The 16,565-nt window shown below is 68.7% G+C and carries 14 protein-coding genes and 1 pseudogene; 12 read left to right on the top strand and 3 right to left on the bottom strand.

Features of this window, described 5'->3' with window-relative positions:
• Window positions 1-434 precede the first annotated feature (434 nt).
• From N8I87_RS12470 to N8I87_RS12445, 6 genes are all read left to right on the top strand, one after another.
• Entirely contained in the window at window positions 435-872 is a 438-nt protein-coding gene (locus tag N8I87_RS12470; protein ID WP_263208317.1) for a DUF3052 domain-containing protein, read from the top strand.
• Between the two features lie 142 nt (window positions 873-1,014).
• The gene (locus tag N8I87_RS12465) at window positions 1,015-1,473 is read left to right on the top strand and encodes a peroxiredoxin (RefSeq protein WP_263208315.1); all 459 of its coding nucleotides are present in this window, start codon (window positions 1,015-1,017) and stop codon (window positions 1,471-1,473) included.
• 114 nt (window positions 1,474-1,587) lie between these two features.
• Window positions 1,588-2,163: a TerD family protein gene (locus tag N8I87_RS12460; RefSeq protein WP_263208313.1), complete on the top strand. Its 576-nt coding sequence runs from the start codon at window positions 1,588-1,590 to the stop codon at window positions 2,161-2,163.
• Window positions 2,164-2,257: 94 nt separating this feature from the next.
• Complete coding sequence (locus N8I87_RS12455; protein ID WP_263208311.1) at window positions 2,258-2,833, top strand: TerD family protein; 576 nt, start codon at window positions 2,258-2,260, stop codon at window positions 2,831-2,833.
• Window positions 2,834-2,995: 162 nt separating this feature from the next.
• Window positions 2,996-4,135 carry a DUF475 domain-containing protein gene (locus N8I87_RS12450; protein ID WP_263208309.1) on the top strand — a complete coding sequence of 380 codons (1,140 nt, stop codon included), beginning with the start codon at window positions 2,996-2,998 and terminating at the stop codon, window positions 4,133-4,135.
• A 174-nt stretch (window positions 4,136-4,309) separates the two neighbouring features.
• Entirely contained in the window at window positions 4,310-5,047 is a 738-nt protein-coding gene (locus N8I87_RS12445; protein ID WP_263208308.1) for a TerD family protein, read from the top strand.
• Window positions 5,048-5,050: 3 nt separating this feature from the next.
• On the opposite strand, the gene N8I87_RS12440 is transcribed toward N8I87_RS12445, so the two are convergent.
• Window positions 5,051-5,887, bottom strand: a complete 837-nt coding sequence (locus N8I87_RS12440) for a TerD family protein (protein ID WP_263208306.1) — start codon at window positions 5,885-5,887, stop codon at window positions 5,051-5,053.
• 186 nt (window positions 5,888-6,073) lie between these two features.
• On the opposite strand from N8I87_RS12440, the gene N8I87_RS12435 reads away from it, so the two are divergent.
• From N8I87_RS12435 to N8I87_RS12425, 3 genes and pseudogenes are all read left to right on the top strand, one after another.
• Window positions 6,074-7,240 carry an HpcH/HpaI aldolase/citrate lyase family protein gene (locus N8I87_RS12435; RefSeq protein WP_263208304.1) on the top strand — a complete coding sequence of 389 codons (1,167 nt, stop codon included), beginning with the start codon at window positions 6,074-6,076 and terminating at the stop codon, window positions 7,238-7,240.
• A 23-nt stretch (window positions 7,241-7,263) separates the two neighbouring features.
• On the top strand, window positions 7,264-9,714 hold the full coding sequence (locus N8I87_RS12430) for a phosphoribosyltransferase (protein ID WP_263208303.1): 2,451 nt from the start codon (window positions 7,264-7,266) through the stop codon (window positions 9,712-9,714).
• Window positions 9,714-10,528 (top strand): annotated as a pseudogene (locus N8I87_RS12425) (HAD family hydrolase). The gene N8I87_RS12430 and the pseudogene N8I87_RS12425 overlap by 1 nt, the downstream one beginning before the upstream one ends.
• A 41-nt stretch (window positions 10,529-10,569) precedes the next feature.
• On the opposite strand, the gene N8I87_RS12420 reads toward N8I87_RS12425, so the two are convergent.
• On the bottom strand, window positions 10,570-10,791 hold the full coding sequence (locus tag N8I87_RS12420; protein WP_263208301.1) for an FmdB family zinc ribbon protein: 222 nt from the start codon (window positions 10,789-10,791) through the stop codon (window positions 10,570-10,572).
• A 519-nt stretch (window positions 10,792-11,310) separates the two neighbouring features.
• On the opposite strand from N8I87_RS12420, the gene N8I87_RS12415 reads away from it, so the two are divergent.
• From N8I87_RS12415 to N8I87_RS12405, 3 genes are all read left to right on the top strand, one after another.
• Window positions 11,311-13,335 (top strand): transglycosylase domain-containing protein, encoded by a 2,025-nt coding sequence (locus tag N8I87_RS12415; protein WP_263216413.1) that lies wholly within the window; start codon window positions 11,311-11,313, stop codon window positions 13,333-13,335.
• A gap of 50 nt (window positions 13,336-13,385) precedes the next feature.
• The gene (locus N8I87_RS12410) at window positions 13,386-14,681 is read left to right on the top strand and encodes a polysaccharide deacetylase family protein (protein ID WP_263208299.1); all 1,296 of its coding nucleotides are present in this window, start codon (window positions 13,386-13,388) and stop codon (window positions 14,679-14,681) included.
• Window positions 14,682-14,840: 159 nt separating this feature from the next.
• Window positions 14,841-15,965, top strand: coding sequence for an amidase domain-containing protein (locus tag N8I87_RS12405; RefSeq protein WP_263208298.1), 1,125 nt, complete (start codon window positions 14,841-14,843; stop codon window positions 15,963-15,965).
• Here the strand turns inward: N8I87_RS12405 and N8I87_RS12400 are convergent.
• The gene (locus N8I87_RS12400) at window positions 15,953-16,495 is read right to left on the bottom strand and encodes a DUF4383 domain-containing protein (RefSeq protein WP_263208296.1); all 543 of its coding nucleotides are present in this window, start codon (window positions 16,493-16,495) and stop codon (window positions 15,953-15,955) included. The two genes, N8I87_RS12405 and N8I87_RS12400, sit on opposite strands and share 13 nt — an antisense overlap.
• Window positions 16,496-16,565 lie beyond the last annotated feature (70 nt).

The raw sequence follows: 16,565 nt of genomic DNA, 5'->3' as shown, positions 1-16,565 counted from the left end.
GGCATGTCCCTTGTGCCAGCACCGTCCCCCATCGTGTACCTCGGGGAGGCCCACGTCATCTCTACTCGGTGGTAACCGAGACGTCCGTACGGTCTCCCTCAAGCCGTACTCGGGCGGCTCGGGCCAAAACGCAACGATACGCCCAGCGTGTGACGTGATTGGCAAAGGGGTTCGAGCGCCGCACTCCCGGGTGATTCCCAGAGGGTTCCTAAGCTCGCAAAGCGGGCACAAGGGTGCAGGAGAGTGTGGTGTGGGTCACCCTGGGTTTGGAAGGGGTGCCAGGAGTTGCGGCGACACGGCCGGGATCGTCACCGTTTCGGCGGTCTGAACGGCCGGGTACTTGCGCGATCCGTCCCGCCCGTGTGGACTACGGCCAATGCTTCGCGCACGCGCGTGGCTGAGATAGTTACCGAGACATGATCAGGAGGCAACCCGTGAGCGCGACCGCGGACCACGCGGAGGAGCGGACGAGCCCTGCCGTCAGGCTGGGGTTCCAGCCCGAGCAGGTGGTCCAGGAGATCGGCTACGACGACGACGTCGACCAGGAGCTCCGCGAGTCCATCGAGGAAGTCATCGGCAGCGAACTCGTGGACGAGGAGTACGACGACGTCGCGGACGCCGTGGTGCTGTGGTTCCGCGACGAGGACGGCGACCTGACAGATGTGCTGGTGGACGCCACCACGTACATCGAGGAGGGCGGCGCGATCCTGCTCCTCACGCCGAAGACCGGCCGTGACGGGTACGTGGAGCCGAGCGACATCTCGGAAGCCGCCGTGACGGCGGGGTTGTCGGCCTCCAAGAGCGTCAGCGTGGGCAAGGACTGGAGCGGCTCGCGCCTGGTGACGCCGAAGGCCGCGAAGTCCAAGCGCTGATCGAGCCGTGACCGCCGTCCCTCGCGGGACGGGCCGATGTCAGCCGGGCTGGGCCGAAAGCCCAGCCCGGCGCCGCTGCGCCCCGGGGGCGGCTGCGTAGGGTGGTGCCACCCGAACAGCCCCTCCGAAGGGATGCAGGACCATGGCGATCCAGGTCGGCGACAAGGCGCCCGACTTCGAGCTCAAGGACAACCACGGCCGCACCGTGAAGCTCTCCGACTTCCGGGGAGAGAAGAACGTGGTGCTGCTCTTCTACCCCTTCGCCTTCACCGGCGTGTGCACCGGCGAGCTGTGCGAGCTGCGGGACAACCTGCCCAGGTTCGAGGACCGCGGCACACAGGTGCTCGCCGTCTCCAACGACTCCATCCACACCCTGCGCGTCTTCGCCGAGCAGGAGGGCCTGGAGTACCCCCTGCTGAGCGATTTCTGGCCGCACGGCAACATTTCGCGCGCCTACGGCGTCTTCGCCGAGGACAAGGGTTGCGCCGTCCGCGGGACCTTCATCATCGACAAGGAAGGCGTCGTGCGGTGGACCGTGATCAACGGCCTGCCGGACGCGCGGGACCTGGACGAGTACGTGAAGGCGCTCGACACCCTGTGATTCTTCGGGGTCAGGGCCTGCGGGCAGTGGGAACCCCTCACTAGGATCGAATCGTTGATCCGGTATCCGACGTACGACGGGGCTCCCCGCCCCTGGACACCACATGGAGGACTCGTGGGAGTCAGCCTCAGCAAGGGCGGCAACGTATCGCTGACGAAGGAGGCCCCGGGCCTGACCGCCGTTATCGTCGGTCTGGGGTGGGACGTCCGTACCACGACCGGCACGGACTTCGACCTGGACGCCAGCGCGCTGCTGCTGAACCCGTCCGGCAAGGTCGGCAGCGACCAGAACTTCGTCTTCTTCAACAACCTCAAGAGCCCCGACGGCTCGGTGGAGCACACCGGTGACAACCTCACCGGTGAGGGCGAGGGCGACGACGAGCAGATCAAGGTCAATCTGGCCGGCGTACCGGCGGACGTCGAAAAGATCGTCTTCCCGGTGTCGATCTACGACGCCGAGAACCGCCAGCAGTCCTTCGGTCAGGTGCGCAACGCGTTCATCCGCATCGTCAACCAGGCGGGCGGCGCCGAGATCGCCCGTTACGACCTGAGCGAGGACGCCTCGACGGAGACCGCCATGGTCTTCGGCGAGCTCTACCGGCACGGCGCGGAGTGGAAGTTCCGTGCCATCGGCCAGGGCTACGCCTCGGGCCTGCGCGGCATCGCGCAGGACTTCGGCGTCAACGTCTGAGATGTGACCGCCTCGTCCGGCGCCGCACCGTTTACGGTCGGCGCCGGACGTGCAGGACAACCGAAGAAGCACCACCTAGGGGAGGACCAGCATCATGGGCGTCACGCTCGCCAAGGGGGGCAACGTCTCCCTGTCCAAGGCCGCACCGAATCTCACGAACGTGCTGATCGGGCTCGGCTGGGACGCACGCTCCACCACCGGAGCCCCCTTCGACCTGGACGCCAGCGCGCTGCTGTGCCAGGGCCAGCGGGTGCTCGGCGACGAGTGGTTCGTCTTCTACAACCAGCTCAAGAGCCCCGACGGTTCGGTGGAGCACACCGGTGACAACCTCACCGGTGAGGGCGAGGGCGACGACGAATCGATTCTGATCGACCTGCTGAAGGTCCCGGCCGTCTGCGACAAGATCATTTTCCCGGTCTCGATCCATATGGCGGACGAGCGCGGCCAGACCTTCGGCCAGGTCTCCAACGCCTTCATCCGGGTCGTCAACCAGGCCGACGGTCAGGAGCTCGCGCGTTACGACCTCAGTGAGGACGCCTCCACCGAAACGGCCATGATCTTCGGCGAGCTCTACCGCTACGGCGGCGAATGGAAGTTCCGGGCCGTCGGCCAGGGCTACGCCTCGGGGCTGCGCGGTATCGCCCTGGACTTCGGGGTCAACGTCTCGTAGCCGGCCCCGACGGGTGGCCGTACCATCTCGGACCTTGTGTGTTCCAGGGCCGGGTGCCCCTCCTGGCCCGGCTTGTGGGGCAGGCCCTACACTTCGGGGTCAACAATGAGTAAAGCCGAGTACGGCGCGGGGGAGACCCGTACACACACGATTGGGTAGCCAGTGCTTCTGAAAACCTTCGGCTGGTCGTTCGCGATTACCGCGCTCGGTCTGGTCGCGGCGGTCTTCTACGGGGGGTGGGAGGCCTTCGGCATCGTGGCGATCCTCTCCGTCCTGGAGATCTCCCTGTCATTCGACAACGCGGTGGTCAACGCCGGAATCCTGAAGAAGATGAATGCCTTCTGGCAGAAGATCTTCCTCACGGTCGGTGTGCTCATCGCGGTCTTCGGGATGCGGCTGGTCTTCCCGGTCGTGATCGTCGCGATCAGCGCCAAGATGGGCCCCATCGAGGCCGTCGACCTCGCGCTCAACAACAAGGACCACTACCAGGAACTGGTGACCGACGCCCACCCGGCGATCGCCGCCTTCGGTGGTATGTTCCTGCTGATGATCTTCCTCGACTTCATCTTCGAGGACCGGGACATCCAGTGGCTGCGCTGGATCGAGCGGCCGCTGGCCAAGCTCGGCAAGGTCGACATGCTTTCGGTCTGCATCTCCCTGATCGTCCTGCTGATCACCTCCTTCACCTTCGCCACCCACGCCCACCAGCACGGCGGCGCGCATGTAGACAAGGCGCAGACGGTGCTGATCGCCGGTATCGCCGGTCTGATCACGTACATGATCGTCGGCGGTCTCTCCGGCTACTTCGAGGACAAGCTGGAGGAAGAGGAGGAGCGGGAGCACGAGGAGGAGGAAGAGGCCGCGCGCACCGGCAAGAAACGCTCGCCCGTGGTGCTGGCCGGCCAGGCCGCGTTCTTCATGTTCCTCTACCTGGAGGTCCTGGACGCGTCCTTCTCCTTCGACGGCGTGATCGGCGCCTTCGCCATCACCAACGACATCGTCCTGATGGCGCTGGGCCTGGGCATCGGCGCGATGTACGTCCGGTCGCTCACCGTCTACCTGGTCCGCCAGGGCACCCTCGACGACTACGTCTACCTGGAGCACGGCGCCCACTACGCGATCGGCGCGCTGGCCGTGATCCTCATGGTCACCATCCAGTACGAGATCAACGAGGTCATCACCGGCCTCGTCGGCGTCATCCTGATCGCCTGGTCCTTCTGGTCCTCCGTCCGCCGCAACCGCGCTCTGGCGGACGCCGAGGGAAAAGCGGGATCGGACGAGAAGACTGAGGTGTCGGTCTAGGGCAGATCCCGGGTCCGGTTCGCATGCCAGATCCAGGGCCCGGTTCACATCCGGGGTGTCCCACACCCAGGTGTGATCACCTTCCGGGCGAGGAACGCTCACTGCGGGGCGGCCGACGGCGGCCGCCCCGCGGTTTTGTGTCACGGGTACGCAGACACGTACATGGGGGCGGGAATGGGTTTCTTCGACGGGCTGCTGGGCGGCCGGGCTGCCGACTTCGACTCGGGCAGCGCCGCCACCAACTCGATCCAGCTCACCAAGCGGCACCAGCAGGTCTCCCTGACCAAGCAGGACGCGGCCACCGGGCACCTGCGCGTCAATCTGACCTGGCGCATGCGGACGTCCGACATCGGCGGCATCCAGCGCACCAGCCTGTTCCGGCACCCCTTCAAGGCGCTCAAGCCGGCGGAGGTGCTGGGCCACGGGCAGAGCATGGTCAACGTCGACCTCGACCTGGGCTGCCTGTACGAGCTCACGGACGGCACCAGGGGGGTCGTCCAGCCGCTCGGCAACTACCTCGGGGACGTCAACTCACCCCCGTACGTCAAACTCAGCGGCGACGACCGGTTCGGGTCGGCGTCCGGCGAGACGATGTACGTCAACCTGGACCACCGCGAGGAGATAAAGCGGCTGCTGGTCTTCGTCTACATCTACGACCAGACCCCGGCCTTCGACCGCACCCACGCCATCGTCACGCTCTACCCCAGCAACGGCCCGCGCATCGAGATCGGCCTCGACGAACGCCACCCCCAGGCCCGCTCCTGCGCCGTCGTGATGATCGAGAACGTCAAGGGCGAACTGCTCGTCCGCCGCGAGGTGAAGTTCGTCTACGGCTTCCAGGGCGAGCTGGACCGGCTCTACGGCTGGGGGCTGCAGTGGGGCCGGGGCTACAAGACCAAGGCGGTGGAGTGACCCTCAGCGGCCGATGAACTGCGGGCCCTGCGGGGGCAGCCTGAAGTCCGGGTTCGGGGCCGCCGTCACCGGGGGCGGATAGCCGTAGCCGGACCGGGCCGACGTGGCCGCCGCGGCCGGCGCCTGGGGATAGCCGTACGCGGGCCCGCCGGCGGGCTGCGGATAGCCGTAGGCCGGCTGGGTCTGGGCCATCTGCGAGGTCTGCGGCTCCGGATAGCCGTACGCCGACTGCGTCGGCAGCACCGTCGGCTGCTCCGGAGGCAGGGGCAGCGACTGGGCAGACTCCTCGGCCCCCTCGGACTCGTCCACCGAGATGCCGAAGTCGGTCGCCAGGCCCTTCAGACCGTTCGAGTAGCCCTCGCCGAGCGCCCGGAACTTCCAGCCCTCGCCACGCCGGTACAGCTCGCCGCAGATCAGCGCGGTCTCGGCACCGGTCTCCGGCTTGATGTCGAAGGTGGCCAGTGGATCGGCGTCGACACTGGACGCGTCGTACAGCACGATGCGCAGCGCGCGTACGTGCTCGAAGGCGACGCCGTCCGCCGAAGCGACCAGGAGAATACGGCTGACACCCGTCTCGACACCGGCCAGATCCGTCTGGATCGTGTCGGTCAGGCCCTCGGCGATACGCTTTTTGCCGAGCCGCCATACCTTCCCGGAGGGGTGGCGGGGCTGGTTGTAGAAGACGAAGTCCTCGTCGGAGCGCACACGACCGTCGGGGCCGAGGAGCAGCGCCGAGGCATCGACATCCGGGACCCCCTGCCCGGGCGTCCAGCGCAGCACGGCGCGCACCGTCGTGGCTTCGAGCGGGACGTTCGACCCCTTCAGCATCGCGTGCGTCATGCGGTCATCCTGCCTTCTCGGTCCTGGTCACGACAATGCGGGGTAACCGCGGCCGACAGGGTTGTGCTTGCCGGCGTCACCTGAAGTTCACGCCTGGCGGGAACCGATGACATGGATCCGTACGTACTATTACCGGCCACCTGTCCACCAAATCCACTCGCTTACCTTGCGCCACGGGGGAGTTCCATGCGTCATTTCGGGCACTTCGCCCCTGAGGTGCGCCAGCGCCTCTTCCACCAGGAGCCGTGCGAGTTCACCGCCGACTCCCCGGCCCGGCTGCTCTCCGCGGCCCTCGGCGCCACCCTGTACAGCCCGGCCACCCGGCCGAGGCTCGCCGACGACATCGTCAAGCAGGCCGCACAGGGCGTGGTCTCGATGGTGCTGTGCCTGGAGGACTCGATCGGGGACGAGGACGTGCCGGAGGGCGAGGAGAACCTCGTACGCCAGTTCGCCGACCTCGACTCCCGGGCGTGCGTGGACCTGCCCCTGCTCTTCATCCGGGTCCGCACCCCGGATCAGATCTCCGACCTCGTACGACGCCTGGGCGCGACCGTCCGGTTGCTGTCCGGATTCGTGTTCCCGAAGTTCACCGAGGAGCGTGGCATCCCCTTCCTGGAGGCGCTGGCCGCCGCCGAGACGGAGAGCGGATGCCGGCTGTTCGGCATGCCGGTCCTCGAGACGCCCGAGCTGATGTACCGGGAATCGCGTGTCGAGGCCCTGGAGGGCATTGCCCGCGCCGTCGACAAGTACCGCGACCGGGTGCTGGCGCTGCGCCTGGGCGTCACGGACTTCTGCTCCTCGTACGGACTGCGCCGCGCCCCCGACATGACGGCGTACGACGTCCAGATCATCGCCTCCGTGATCGCCGACGTGGTGAACATGCTGGGACGGGCCGACGGCACCGGGTTCACGGTGACCGGTCCGGTCTGGGAGTACTTCCGGGTCCCCGAGCGCATGTTCAAGCCGATGCTGCGGCACAGCCCCTTCCTCGAGGGGCAGGCCGTCGAGCTGCGCGAGAGACTGATCGAGCACGCGATGGACGGGCTGCTGAGGGAGATCTCCCTGGACCAGGCCAACGGACTGCTCGGCAAGACCTGCATCCACCCCTCGCACGTCCTGCCGGTGCACGCACTGTCAGTGGTCAGTCACGAGGAGTTCAGTGACGCCCAGGACATCCTGCGGCCGGAACGCGGCGGCGGGGGTGTACTCAGGTCCGCCTACACGAACAAGATGAACGAAGTGAAGCCGCACCGCGCCTGGGCCGAGCGGACCATGCTGCGCGCCGAGGTGTTCGGCGTCGCCAACGAGGACGTCGGCTTCGTGGAGCTGCTCGCCGCCGGGATCCCCGGCTGACCACCGCCCAACCCAAGGAACGCATGAACAAGGCAGTGAACGACGGGGCCTGGTCCGGCAGTTGGGTCGCCGAGCGACTCGGGGTCGGACTGACGGGCGACGACACGCTGACGGGCCTGCTCGGCCTCGCGCTGCGCCGCAACCCCAGGCGGGCGCATCTGCTCGTCTCCAATGTGCTGGGCAAGCACGTGCCGCAGTCGCCGGGTGTGGTGTACGGGCACGGGTTCGCCCTGGGCCGCAGGGTGCGCGAGCTCCTCGGCGACGAGGAGGCGGCCAGGGCGGTCGTCCTGGGCTACGCGGAGACCGCCACCGGCCTCGGCCACTCGGTCGCCGACGGCCTGGGCCTCGCCCCCTATCTGCACTCCACCCGCCGCCCGGTCACGGGCGTCGCCCGCGCGGGCGGCTTCGAGGAGTCGCACTCGCACGCCACCTCGCACCTGCTGCTCCCGGAGGATCCGGCGCTGCTGGCCGGCGACGGCCCGCTGGTCCTCGTCGACGACGAGTTCTCCACCGGCAACACCGTCCTGAACACCATCCGCGACCTGCACGAGCGCTACCCGCGCGGGCGGTACGTCGTGGTCGCCCTCGTCGACATGCGCTCACCCGCGGACGCCGGACGCCTGGAGACCTTCGCCCGGGAGATCGGCGTCCGCGTGGACCTGGTCGCCGCCGCCTCGGGAACCGTACGGCTGCCCGAGGGCGTGCTGGAGAAGGGACAGGAGCTGGTCGCCCGCCACGAGTCCCGGGAGGCACCCGCACCGGGGGCCGAGGCCGGCCGGATCACCCCCGTCGAGCTCCACTGGCCGCGCGGCCTGCCCGACGGCGGCCGGCACGGGTTCACACCCGCCCACCGGGCCCGCCTGGAGGGCGCCCTGCCCACCATGGCCGCGCGGCTCGCCGAGGCGATACCCGCCGGCGCGCGCCGCGTCCTGGTCCTCGGCTTCGAGGAGCTGATGTACGCACCCCTGCGGCTGGCCCGCGAGCTGGAGCAGGTCGCGAACATCGAGGTGCGCTACTCCACCACCACCCGCTCGCCCGTCCTCGCCGTCGACGACCCCGGCTACGCGATACGCACCCGCCTGGTCTTCCCGGCCCACGACGACCCGGCCGACGGCCCCGGCGAGCGCTACGCCTACAACGTCGCGGGCGCAGGCTTCGACGCCGTCGTCGCGGTGGTCGACTCGGCCGCCGACACGCCCCGACTGCACGCCCCCGACGGCCTGCTGGCCCAGCTGGCCGCGCACACGCCGCACGTTCTGCTCGCCGTCGTACCGTCGTACGTGCCCGAGCCCCTGTACGTACCCGAAAGGCCCCCCATGCTGCCCGAGCCCCTCCGCGGCCCCGCCTTCTCCTCGTACGCGCCCGACGAGGTCGGCTGGCTGCTGCAGGACCTCTCGGACGTGACGCTGGAGGCGCCGACCGAGGAGCGCGAGGAGGCGATCCAGAGCGGCGGCGCGCACTACGCCGAGTCGCTGCCGGTGGAGTACCAGCCGAGCGAGCGGTACCAGGAACTGTTCCACGCGGCCCTGGAGGCCTCGGCCGAGCGGATCGCCCGCGCGGTCGGCGCGGTCACCGAGACGGTGATCGCCGAGCGGTCGCCCCGGCCGGTGCTGGTCTCCCTGGCCCGCGCGGGCACCCCGGTCGGAGTGCTGATGCGCCGCTGGGCCCAGTTCCGGCACGGCCTCGACCTGCCGCACTACGCCGTGTCGATCGTGCGCGGGCGCGGCATCGACGCCAACGCGCTGCGCTGGCTGGCCGCCCACCACGACCCGCGGGACGTCGTCTTCGTCGACGGCTGGACCGGCAAGGGCGCGATCAGCCGCGAACTCGCCGACGCCATCGAGGAGTTCGAGGCGCGCGACGGGATCACCGGCTTCGACCCGGAGATCGCGGTGCTCGCCGACCCGGGCTCGTGCGTGCGCACGTACGGCACCCGCGAGGACTTCCTCATCCCGTCGGCCTGCCTCAACTCGACGGTCTCGGGCCTGATCTCACGCACCGTCCTGCGCGCCGACCTGGTCGGCCCGAACGACTTCCACGGCGCCAAGTTCTACCGCGAACTCGCCGGCGTGGATGTGTCGGTGGCCTTCCTGGACGCCGTCGCCGCACGCTTCCCCGAGGTCACGGACACCGTGGAGACGGCGGTCAAGGAACTCCTCGCCGCCGACCGCACCCCGACCTGGGAGGGCTGGGCCGCGGTCGAGCGGATCAGCGAGGAGTACGGCATCCACGACGTGAACCTCGTCAAGCCCGGCGTCGGCGAGACCACCCGGGTGCTGCTGCGCCGGGTGCCCTGGAAGATCCTCGCCCGCGCCGGGGCGGGCACCGACCTGGACCACGTGCGGCTGCTGGCCGAGCAGAGAGGGGTGCCCGTCGAGGAGGTCGGCGAACTGCCGTACACCTGCGTGGGGCTGATCCACCCGCGGTACACGCGCGGTGCGACCGGCGCCGACGGCAAGGCGGTGACGGTCTGATGCCGGTGCTGGTGGCGAGCGACCTCGACCGTACGCTGATCTACTCCGCCGCGGCCCTGGCGCTGACCATGCCGGACGCGCGGGCGCCCCGGCTGCTGTGCGTCGAGGTGCACGAGAGCCGGCCGCTGTCCTATATGACGGAGACGGCCGCGCAGCTGCTCGGCGACCTCGGCGACGCTGCGGTGTTCATGCCGACGACCACCCGGACCCGCAAGCAGTACCAGCGCATCAACCTGCCGGGCCCGGCGCCGAAGTACGCGATCTGTGCCAACGGCGGCCATCTGCTGGTGGACGGCGTCTCGGACCCCGACTGGCACGCACGGGTGCTGGACCGGCTGGCCGAGGAGTGTGCGCCGCTGGAGGAGGTGCGCACGCATCTGGCCGAGACCGCCGACCCCGCCTGGGTGCGCAAGCACCGGATCGCCGAGGACCTCTTCGCCTATCTGGTGGTCGAGCGCGAGCTGCTGCCCGAGGAGTGGGTGAAGGAGCTCGCGGTCTGGGCGGAGAACCGGGGCTGGACGGTCTCCCTGCAGGGCCGCAAGGTCTACGCCGTGCCGAAGCCGCTCACCAAGAGCGCGGCGGTCCGTGAGGTCGCCCGCCGTACCGGCGCCGACCTCACCCTGGCGGCCGGCGACTCGCTGCTCGACGCCGACCTGCTGCTCGCGGCCGACCGGGGCTGGCGCCCGGGGCACGGCGAGCTGGCCGACGCCGACTGGACGGCACCGGCGATCAGCGCGCTGCCCGAGCGGGGCGTGCTGGCGGGGGGGAGCGGATCCTGCGGGAGTTCCTGCGGACGGTGCGGCGGCCGTCCTAGGCTGCCTCCCGGGGGCGTCGGCGGCGGCCTTCCCGGGAGACTCAGCCGCAGCAGCCCCCGCCGCAGCAGCCGCCTCCTCCGCCGCCCGCACGGGGCGCGGGGGCGGGTGCGGAGGCCGAACCCGCGACGGCTACCGTCGACAGCAGCTTGACCGTGTCGTCGTGGCCGGCGGGACAGGCGGCGGGGTCGGAGGACTGTGCCATGGGACGGCTCAGTTCGAATGTGTCGCCGCAGGTTCGGCAGCGGTACTCGTAGCGAGGCATAAGCACAGGTTAACGGGCGTGACAGTAATCACTACACCTCAGAATTTCGTGAGTGTTCGACTGTGTCCGATACTTGTGCGGAGATTTTGAAAAGATCGCTGATAATTTAGGCAGGCCGCGAGGAGCCGTAAGACCGGGGGGAACAGGGGGGCTCGTGATGCCGCGCCCACCGCGGCTGTGCCACCCGCTGAGTCTCAACCCACGCGAGCAAGACCGAGTGCGAGGGGAGACGCAGTCGTGACCGACGCATCACAGCGGACGGACGACCCGGAGGGCGAGGACCACGCCCGGCCCGAAGCCGGTGCGCCGCCCGACGCGGACGAGACGCTTCATCTGAAGGTCGACGCCCTGCGCGCGGACGAGACCCTGCGCGCGGACGAGACCCTTCATCTGAACGTCGCCGCCCTGCGCGCCGACGAGACCATGCAACTCCGCGTGCCGCCTCCCCCGCCGACCGCCGCCTCGGGCGGCCGCGCCGACCGCCGCCGCAGCGCCCGCCCCAGTCCCCGCGGCCGCCTGATGGCCGCGCTCACCGGCCTGTGTGCCGTCGCGGGCCCCAAGCTCGCGCCGCTCGCCCCGTACGCCCGCCGCCTCAAACCCCTCTATCCCCGCCCCGGCCGCAGCGGCTGGCGCCGCTGGGTGCCCTCCTGGCGCCAGTGGCTCGGGGCCTGGCTGTCGTCCTTCGGTCTGGTCGGCCTGTTCCTGGTCGTCGCCTACGCCGCCACGGACATACCGACCAACCTGAACACGTACGCCACCCAGCAGGACAACGTGTACTTCTGGTCCGACGGGACGCCGATGGCCCGCACCGGCTGGGTGCAGCGGCAGGCGATGCCACTGAAGGACATACCCGAGGACGTGCGCTGGGCGGTGCTGGCGGCGGAGAACGAGAGCTTCTACTCCGACCCCGGAATCTCCTTCAAGGGCATCACCCGCGCGCTGTGGAGAACGGTCGGCGAAGGGGACACCCAGGGTGGCTCCACCATTACCCAGCAGTACGTCAAGAACGTCTATCTGAACCAGAATCAGACCATCAGTCGTAAATTCACCGAGGCGATGATCGCCCTCAAGCTCGACAACAAGATGAGCAAGGACGACATCCTCGAGGGCTATCTCAACACCAGTTGGTTCGGCCGCGGCACGTACGGCATCCAGCGCGCGTCACAGGCCTACTACGGCAAGGACGTCAGCAAGCTCAACGCGAGCGAGGCCGCCGTGCTGGCCTCCCTGCTGAAGGGCGCGGGACTCTACGACCCCACGCTCAGCGCGGCCAACCACAAACGGGCCGTGGAGCGCTGGTCCTGGATCCTCGACCGGATGGTCAAGATCGGCAAGCTGTCGCCGGCGGAGCGGGCCAAGTACAAGACGTTCCCCGAGCCGCTGAAGACGACCCGGGCCTTCGACACCGGCACGCAGAGCGACTACCTCGTGGAACTGGCCCAGCAGTACGCCAAGAAGTCCGCGCACATCTCGGACAAGGACTTCGACCTCGGCGGCTACCAGATCTACACGACCTTCGACCGCAAGCGGGAGTCCCAGCTCACCGACGCCGTCACCAAGGCCCGCAAGCAGGCGAAGCAGGACGACCCGAAGAGCGTGAAGACCGCGCACTACGGTGCCGCCTCGGTGGCCACCGACGGCCGGATCGTCGCCGTGTACGGCGGCCCGGACCACCGTAAGCAGGGCTTCAACGAGTCCAACGCGTCGACGGTCCAGGCGGGTTCGGCCTTCCTGCCGTTCGTCTATGCCGCCGGTCTGGAGCACGGCGTCCACAAGTCCCGCAACGGCCCCGCGACCCCGGTCACCCCGCAGACCCTCTACAACGGCGACAACGGCATCCCGGTCACCACACCCGAGGGGCCGTACTGGGACCGCAGCGGCAAGCGGGTCGCCGCCCGCAACGACGGCGGGCAGTCGTACGGGCAGATCAGCCTCGGCAAGGCGCTCGCCCAGTCGGTGAACACTCCGTTCATGCAACTCGGCATGGACACCGGCCTGGCCAACGTCCGGCAGACCGCCGAGGCGGCCGGCCTGCTCCCCTCCAGCATGGGACCGCAGGTGCCCGCGATGTCCCTGGGCAACTCCACGCCCAGCGCGATCCGGATGGCGAGCGGGTACGCCACCTTCGCCGCGCAGGGGCAGCACACCGACCCGTACTCGGTGCGCCGTATCACCCGGAACGGCTCGGCGGTCAGGCTGGACACCCCCGCACCACGGCGGGCAGTCGGCGCCGAGGTGGCCCAGGAGGTCTCCCAGGCGCTGACGGAGTCCCTGCTGACCGCACACCCCGGCGCGACCGCCCCCGCCACACCGACCGGCGGGCGCACCGGCGCCGCCCTCGCACCGGGCGGGAAGGGCGGGACCACCCAGAACGACACCGCCGCCTGGTACGCCGGAACGGCCGACTCCGTGTCGACCGCGGTCGTCGTCTACCGCATGGACCTCGCCAAGAGTCTTGAACCACTTCCGCTCAAGGGCCTGGCCGGTACAACCAATGACAGCGTTCCGTACGTCATATGGGCGAAGGCCATGGGCCTCGGTTGATCCCGACGGCCCGACGACCTCCCACCCCACCCCCACAGAATGAGCCGCGCATGAACAGGAAGCAGCCGTCCGGCCGTCGCCGCCAGGACCGCGCCCGCCGTGCACCCCGCCGCGCAACGCGCCCGGAAGTCATGACCCTGGCCGCCTTCCTCGTCGTGGCCTCGCTGGTCGCCGGTTTCCTGGCGCTGACCCGCCAGGACAACACGGCGCCCGCCGCGTCCGCCAAGGGCTCCAGAGCCGCCAAGCCCAAGCCCGGCAAGGAGCCCAAGTGGGACGGCAAGACCAAGATCCTCGGCGATGGCTCGACCTCCTACACGGGCCCGCAGAAAGGGACGTTGAAGGCCGTACCGCTCAAACCGGGTGAGAAGCCGCCCCAGTTCGTCGTCTTCTCCTGGGACGGTGCGCTGCAGGGCGACGACAAGCTCTTCTCCCACTACCGGGAGCTGGCCAAGCAGTACGACGCCCATATGACGTTCTTCCTCACCGGCATCTATCTGCTGCCCAAGGACAAGAAGGACCTGTACCACCCGCCGCAGCACAAGCCCGGCGCCGCGGCCATCGACTACCCCACCGACGAGCACATCCGCACCACCCTGGAGCAGCTGCGCCTGGCCTACAACGAGGGCAACGACATCGGCACCCACTTCAACGGCCACTTCTGCGAGACCAAGGGCAGCGGCAAGGACTGGAGCGTCGACGACTGGAAGCAGGAGATCGACCAGTTCTTCTCCCTCGTGGAGAACTGGAAGACCAACACCGGCTACACGGACATCCCCGCGCTGCCCTTCGACTTCAAGAAGGAGGTCACCGGCGGCCGCGCGCCCTGCCTGGAAGGCCAGCCGAACCTGCTGAAGGCCATCAAGAGCTACGGCTGGCGCTATGACGCCAGCTCCACGGGCGACTTCCAGATATGGCCGTCGAAGAAGGACGGCGTCTGGAACTTCCCGCTGCAGCTGCTGCCGTACGGGGACAAGATCCAGGCCCTGTCGATGGACTTCAACTTCCTCTACAACCAGTCCGACGGTGAGACCACCGGCAACCCGGCGATGTACCCGCGGTGGGAGCAGCAGACGGTCGACGCCTACATGGCCGGCTTCAACCGTGTGTACTACGGCAGCCGGGCACCGCTGTTCGTCGGCAACCACTTCGAGGACTGGAACGGCGGTATCTACATGAAGGCCGTCGACCAGGTCGTCAAGAACGTCTGCACCAAGAAGGGCGTCAAGTGCGTCTCCTTCAAGGAGCTGGCCGACTGGATGGACGTGCAGAAGCCTCAGACGCTGGCGAACCTGCGCAGCCTGGACCCGGCCCAGTCGCCCGGGGACTGGTCGACGGTGGTCAAGTGACGCCTGAGCACCGGTGATTCCACTTGTGCAACCCCCTTCACAACCGGCACACATGCCGTGCGAAGATGCCATCTCCCGGTAGGTGTACCGGTGTAGAGGGGAACATCATTGAAATCTAGAAGATTGAGCCGTAAGGGCCGTCGTGCCGGAATAGTCTCGGTGGCCGCCGCCTCGGTCGTCGCCGGAGTGGCCCTGATACCCAACTGGAGCGCGGGCGCCGCCGTAGTCGACGACCCGACCGTGGACGCCGCGACCAAGGCGACCTTCCAGAAGCTGGCCGACGCGGTCTTCACCGACCGCACGGACGCGCTGGTGGACGGGGGCCGCAAGAAGCGGGCCACGTCCGGTTTCTCCGGCGACGTCAAGCTGTCCGCCACGCGGTCGCGCGAGGAGAACTCGGCGCTGACCGAACTGCACGGCCGTAAGTCGCGCCTCGCGAAGCTGGGCGAGAAGTACAGCGCCGGCAGCACCCGGGTCACGCTGGACGCGACGCGGGTGACCGGCCGCACGGCCAAGGCCGACGTCACCGAGTCGACGACGCTGACCTACGCGAAGGTCAAGGGCACCGAGCCGAAGACCACCGGCTTCCAGGCCCACCACGAGCTGACCTTCCGGGCCGACCGGAACGGCACCTGGCAGCTGACCGACATCAAGGACACCGACAACGGCTACATCGCCGTGAACCAGGTGGCCAAGCAGCCGACCGTCGCGGTGAAGGCCAGCCCCGCCGACGACGGCCCGCCCTCGGCGCCCCGCGCGGCGACGACGTGGCCCGCGCCGGCCAACACCAAGCAGCTCACGGGCGGCACGTACGACTACAAGGCCATGGTGGCGTACGCGACCAAGTACTGGAAGAACTACAACCCCGACTACCCGGACTACAACGGGCAGGGCGCGGGCGGCGACTGCACCAACTTCGTCAGCCAGTCCCTGAAGGCGGGCGGCTGGAAGCACGTACCCGGCTACACGTACGACTTCCACAAGTGGTTCGGCAACTCCGAGATCCAGTCCGACTCGTTCGTCGGCGTCAACGAGTTCTCCTGGTTCGCCCTGTCCTCGAAGCGGGTCACCAGCCTCGCCAACGTCTACCAGCTGGACCTGGGCGACGTGCTGCAGATGGACTTCAACAAGGACGGGTCCAAGGACCACTCCATGATCGTCACCTACCGCAGCCCGCAGGGCGTGCCGTACGTGTCGTACCACTCCACCAACACCTACAACCGGTCGGTGGCGAGCCTCGTCGCGTCGTACCCGACGGCCGCGTTCTACGCCTACCGCACCTGATCGGGCCGGTCTCGCCGCTCCGGCAGCACCGCGTCGGGGTGGCGGGCCCGCCAGTACGGGTTGTCGTCCGGCAGGGTGGTACCGACCCTGCCGTACATCCCGAACACCATCAGCAGGATGCCCACCACAAAGCTGAACAGCACGTTCTGCATCTTGAACGCCAGGAAGTTGTGGGGGGTGTCCAGCAGGGCGAGGTTCAGGAACCCGCTCAGCAGGAACAGGATGCCGAGGGTCATGTTCAGCGTGGACGCGAAGTTCCCGCCGACCACCATGCCCACGAAGAGCAGCAGCCCGACGCAGACGGACAGGACGCTCAGCGCGCCGTCGGTGTTCAGCCCCATGGCCGTGTTCCCACCGGTGTCGAAGAAACCGATGTTGTTCGTCAGGCCGAGGATGCCGAAGGCCAGCAGGAACAGGCCCATCAGACCGGCGCCCACCCGGTAGACCCTGTTCAGCCGGTGGTCCACGGGAAGGTGCTCGTCGAACCTGATCCGCCGCCGAGTGTCCGACTGCGATGCGTGTGAGGCCATGTCCGCCTCCTTGTGCGGGTGAGTACCGGCGCAGGCCGTACGTCTCTCCCAATATCCGCCCGCCATGCCC

It is taken from the genome of Streptomyces sp. HUAS 15-9 (genome assembly GCF_025642155.1).
Lineage (GTDB): Bacteria > Actinomycetota > Actinomycetes > Streptomycetales > Streptomycetaceae > Streptomyces.
The sequence above is the reverse complement of the archived record's forward strand: the minus strand, read 5'-3'. Positions and strand labels throughout refer to the sequence as shown.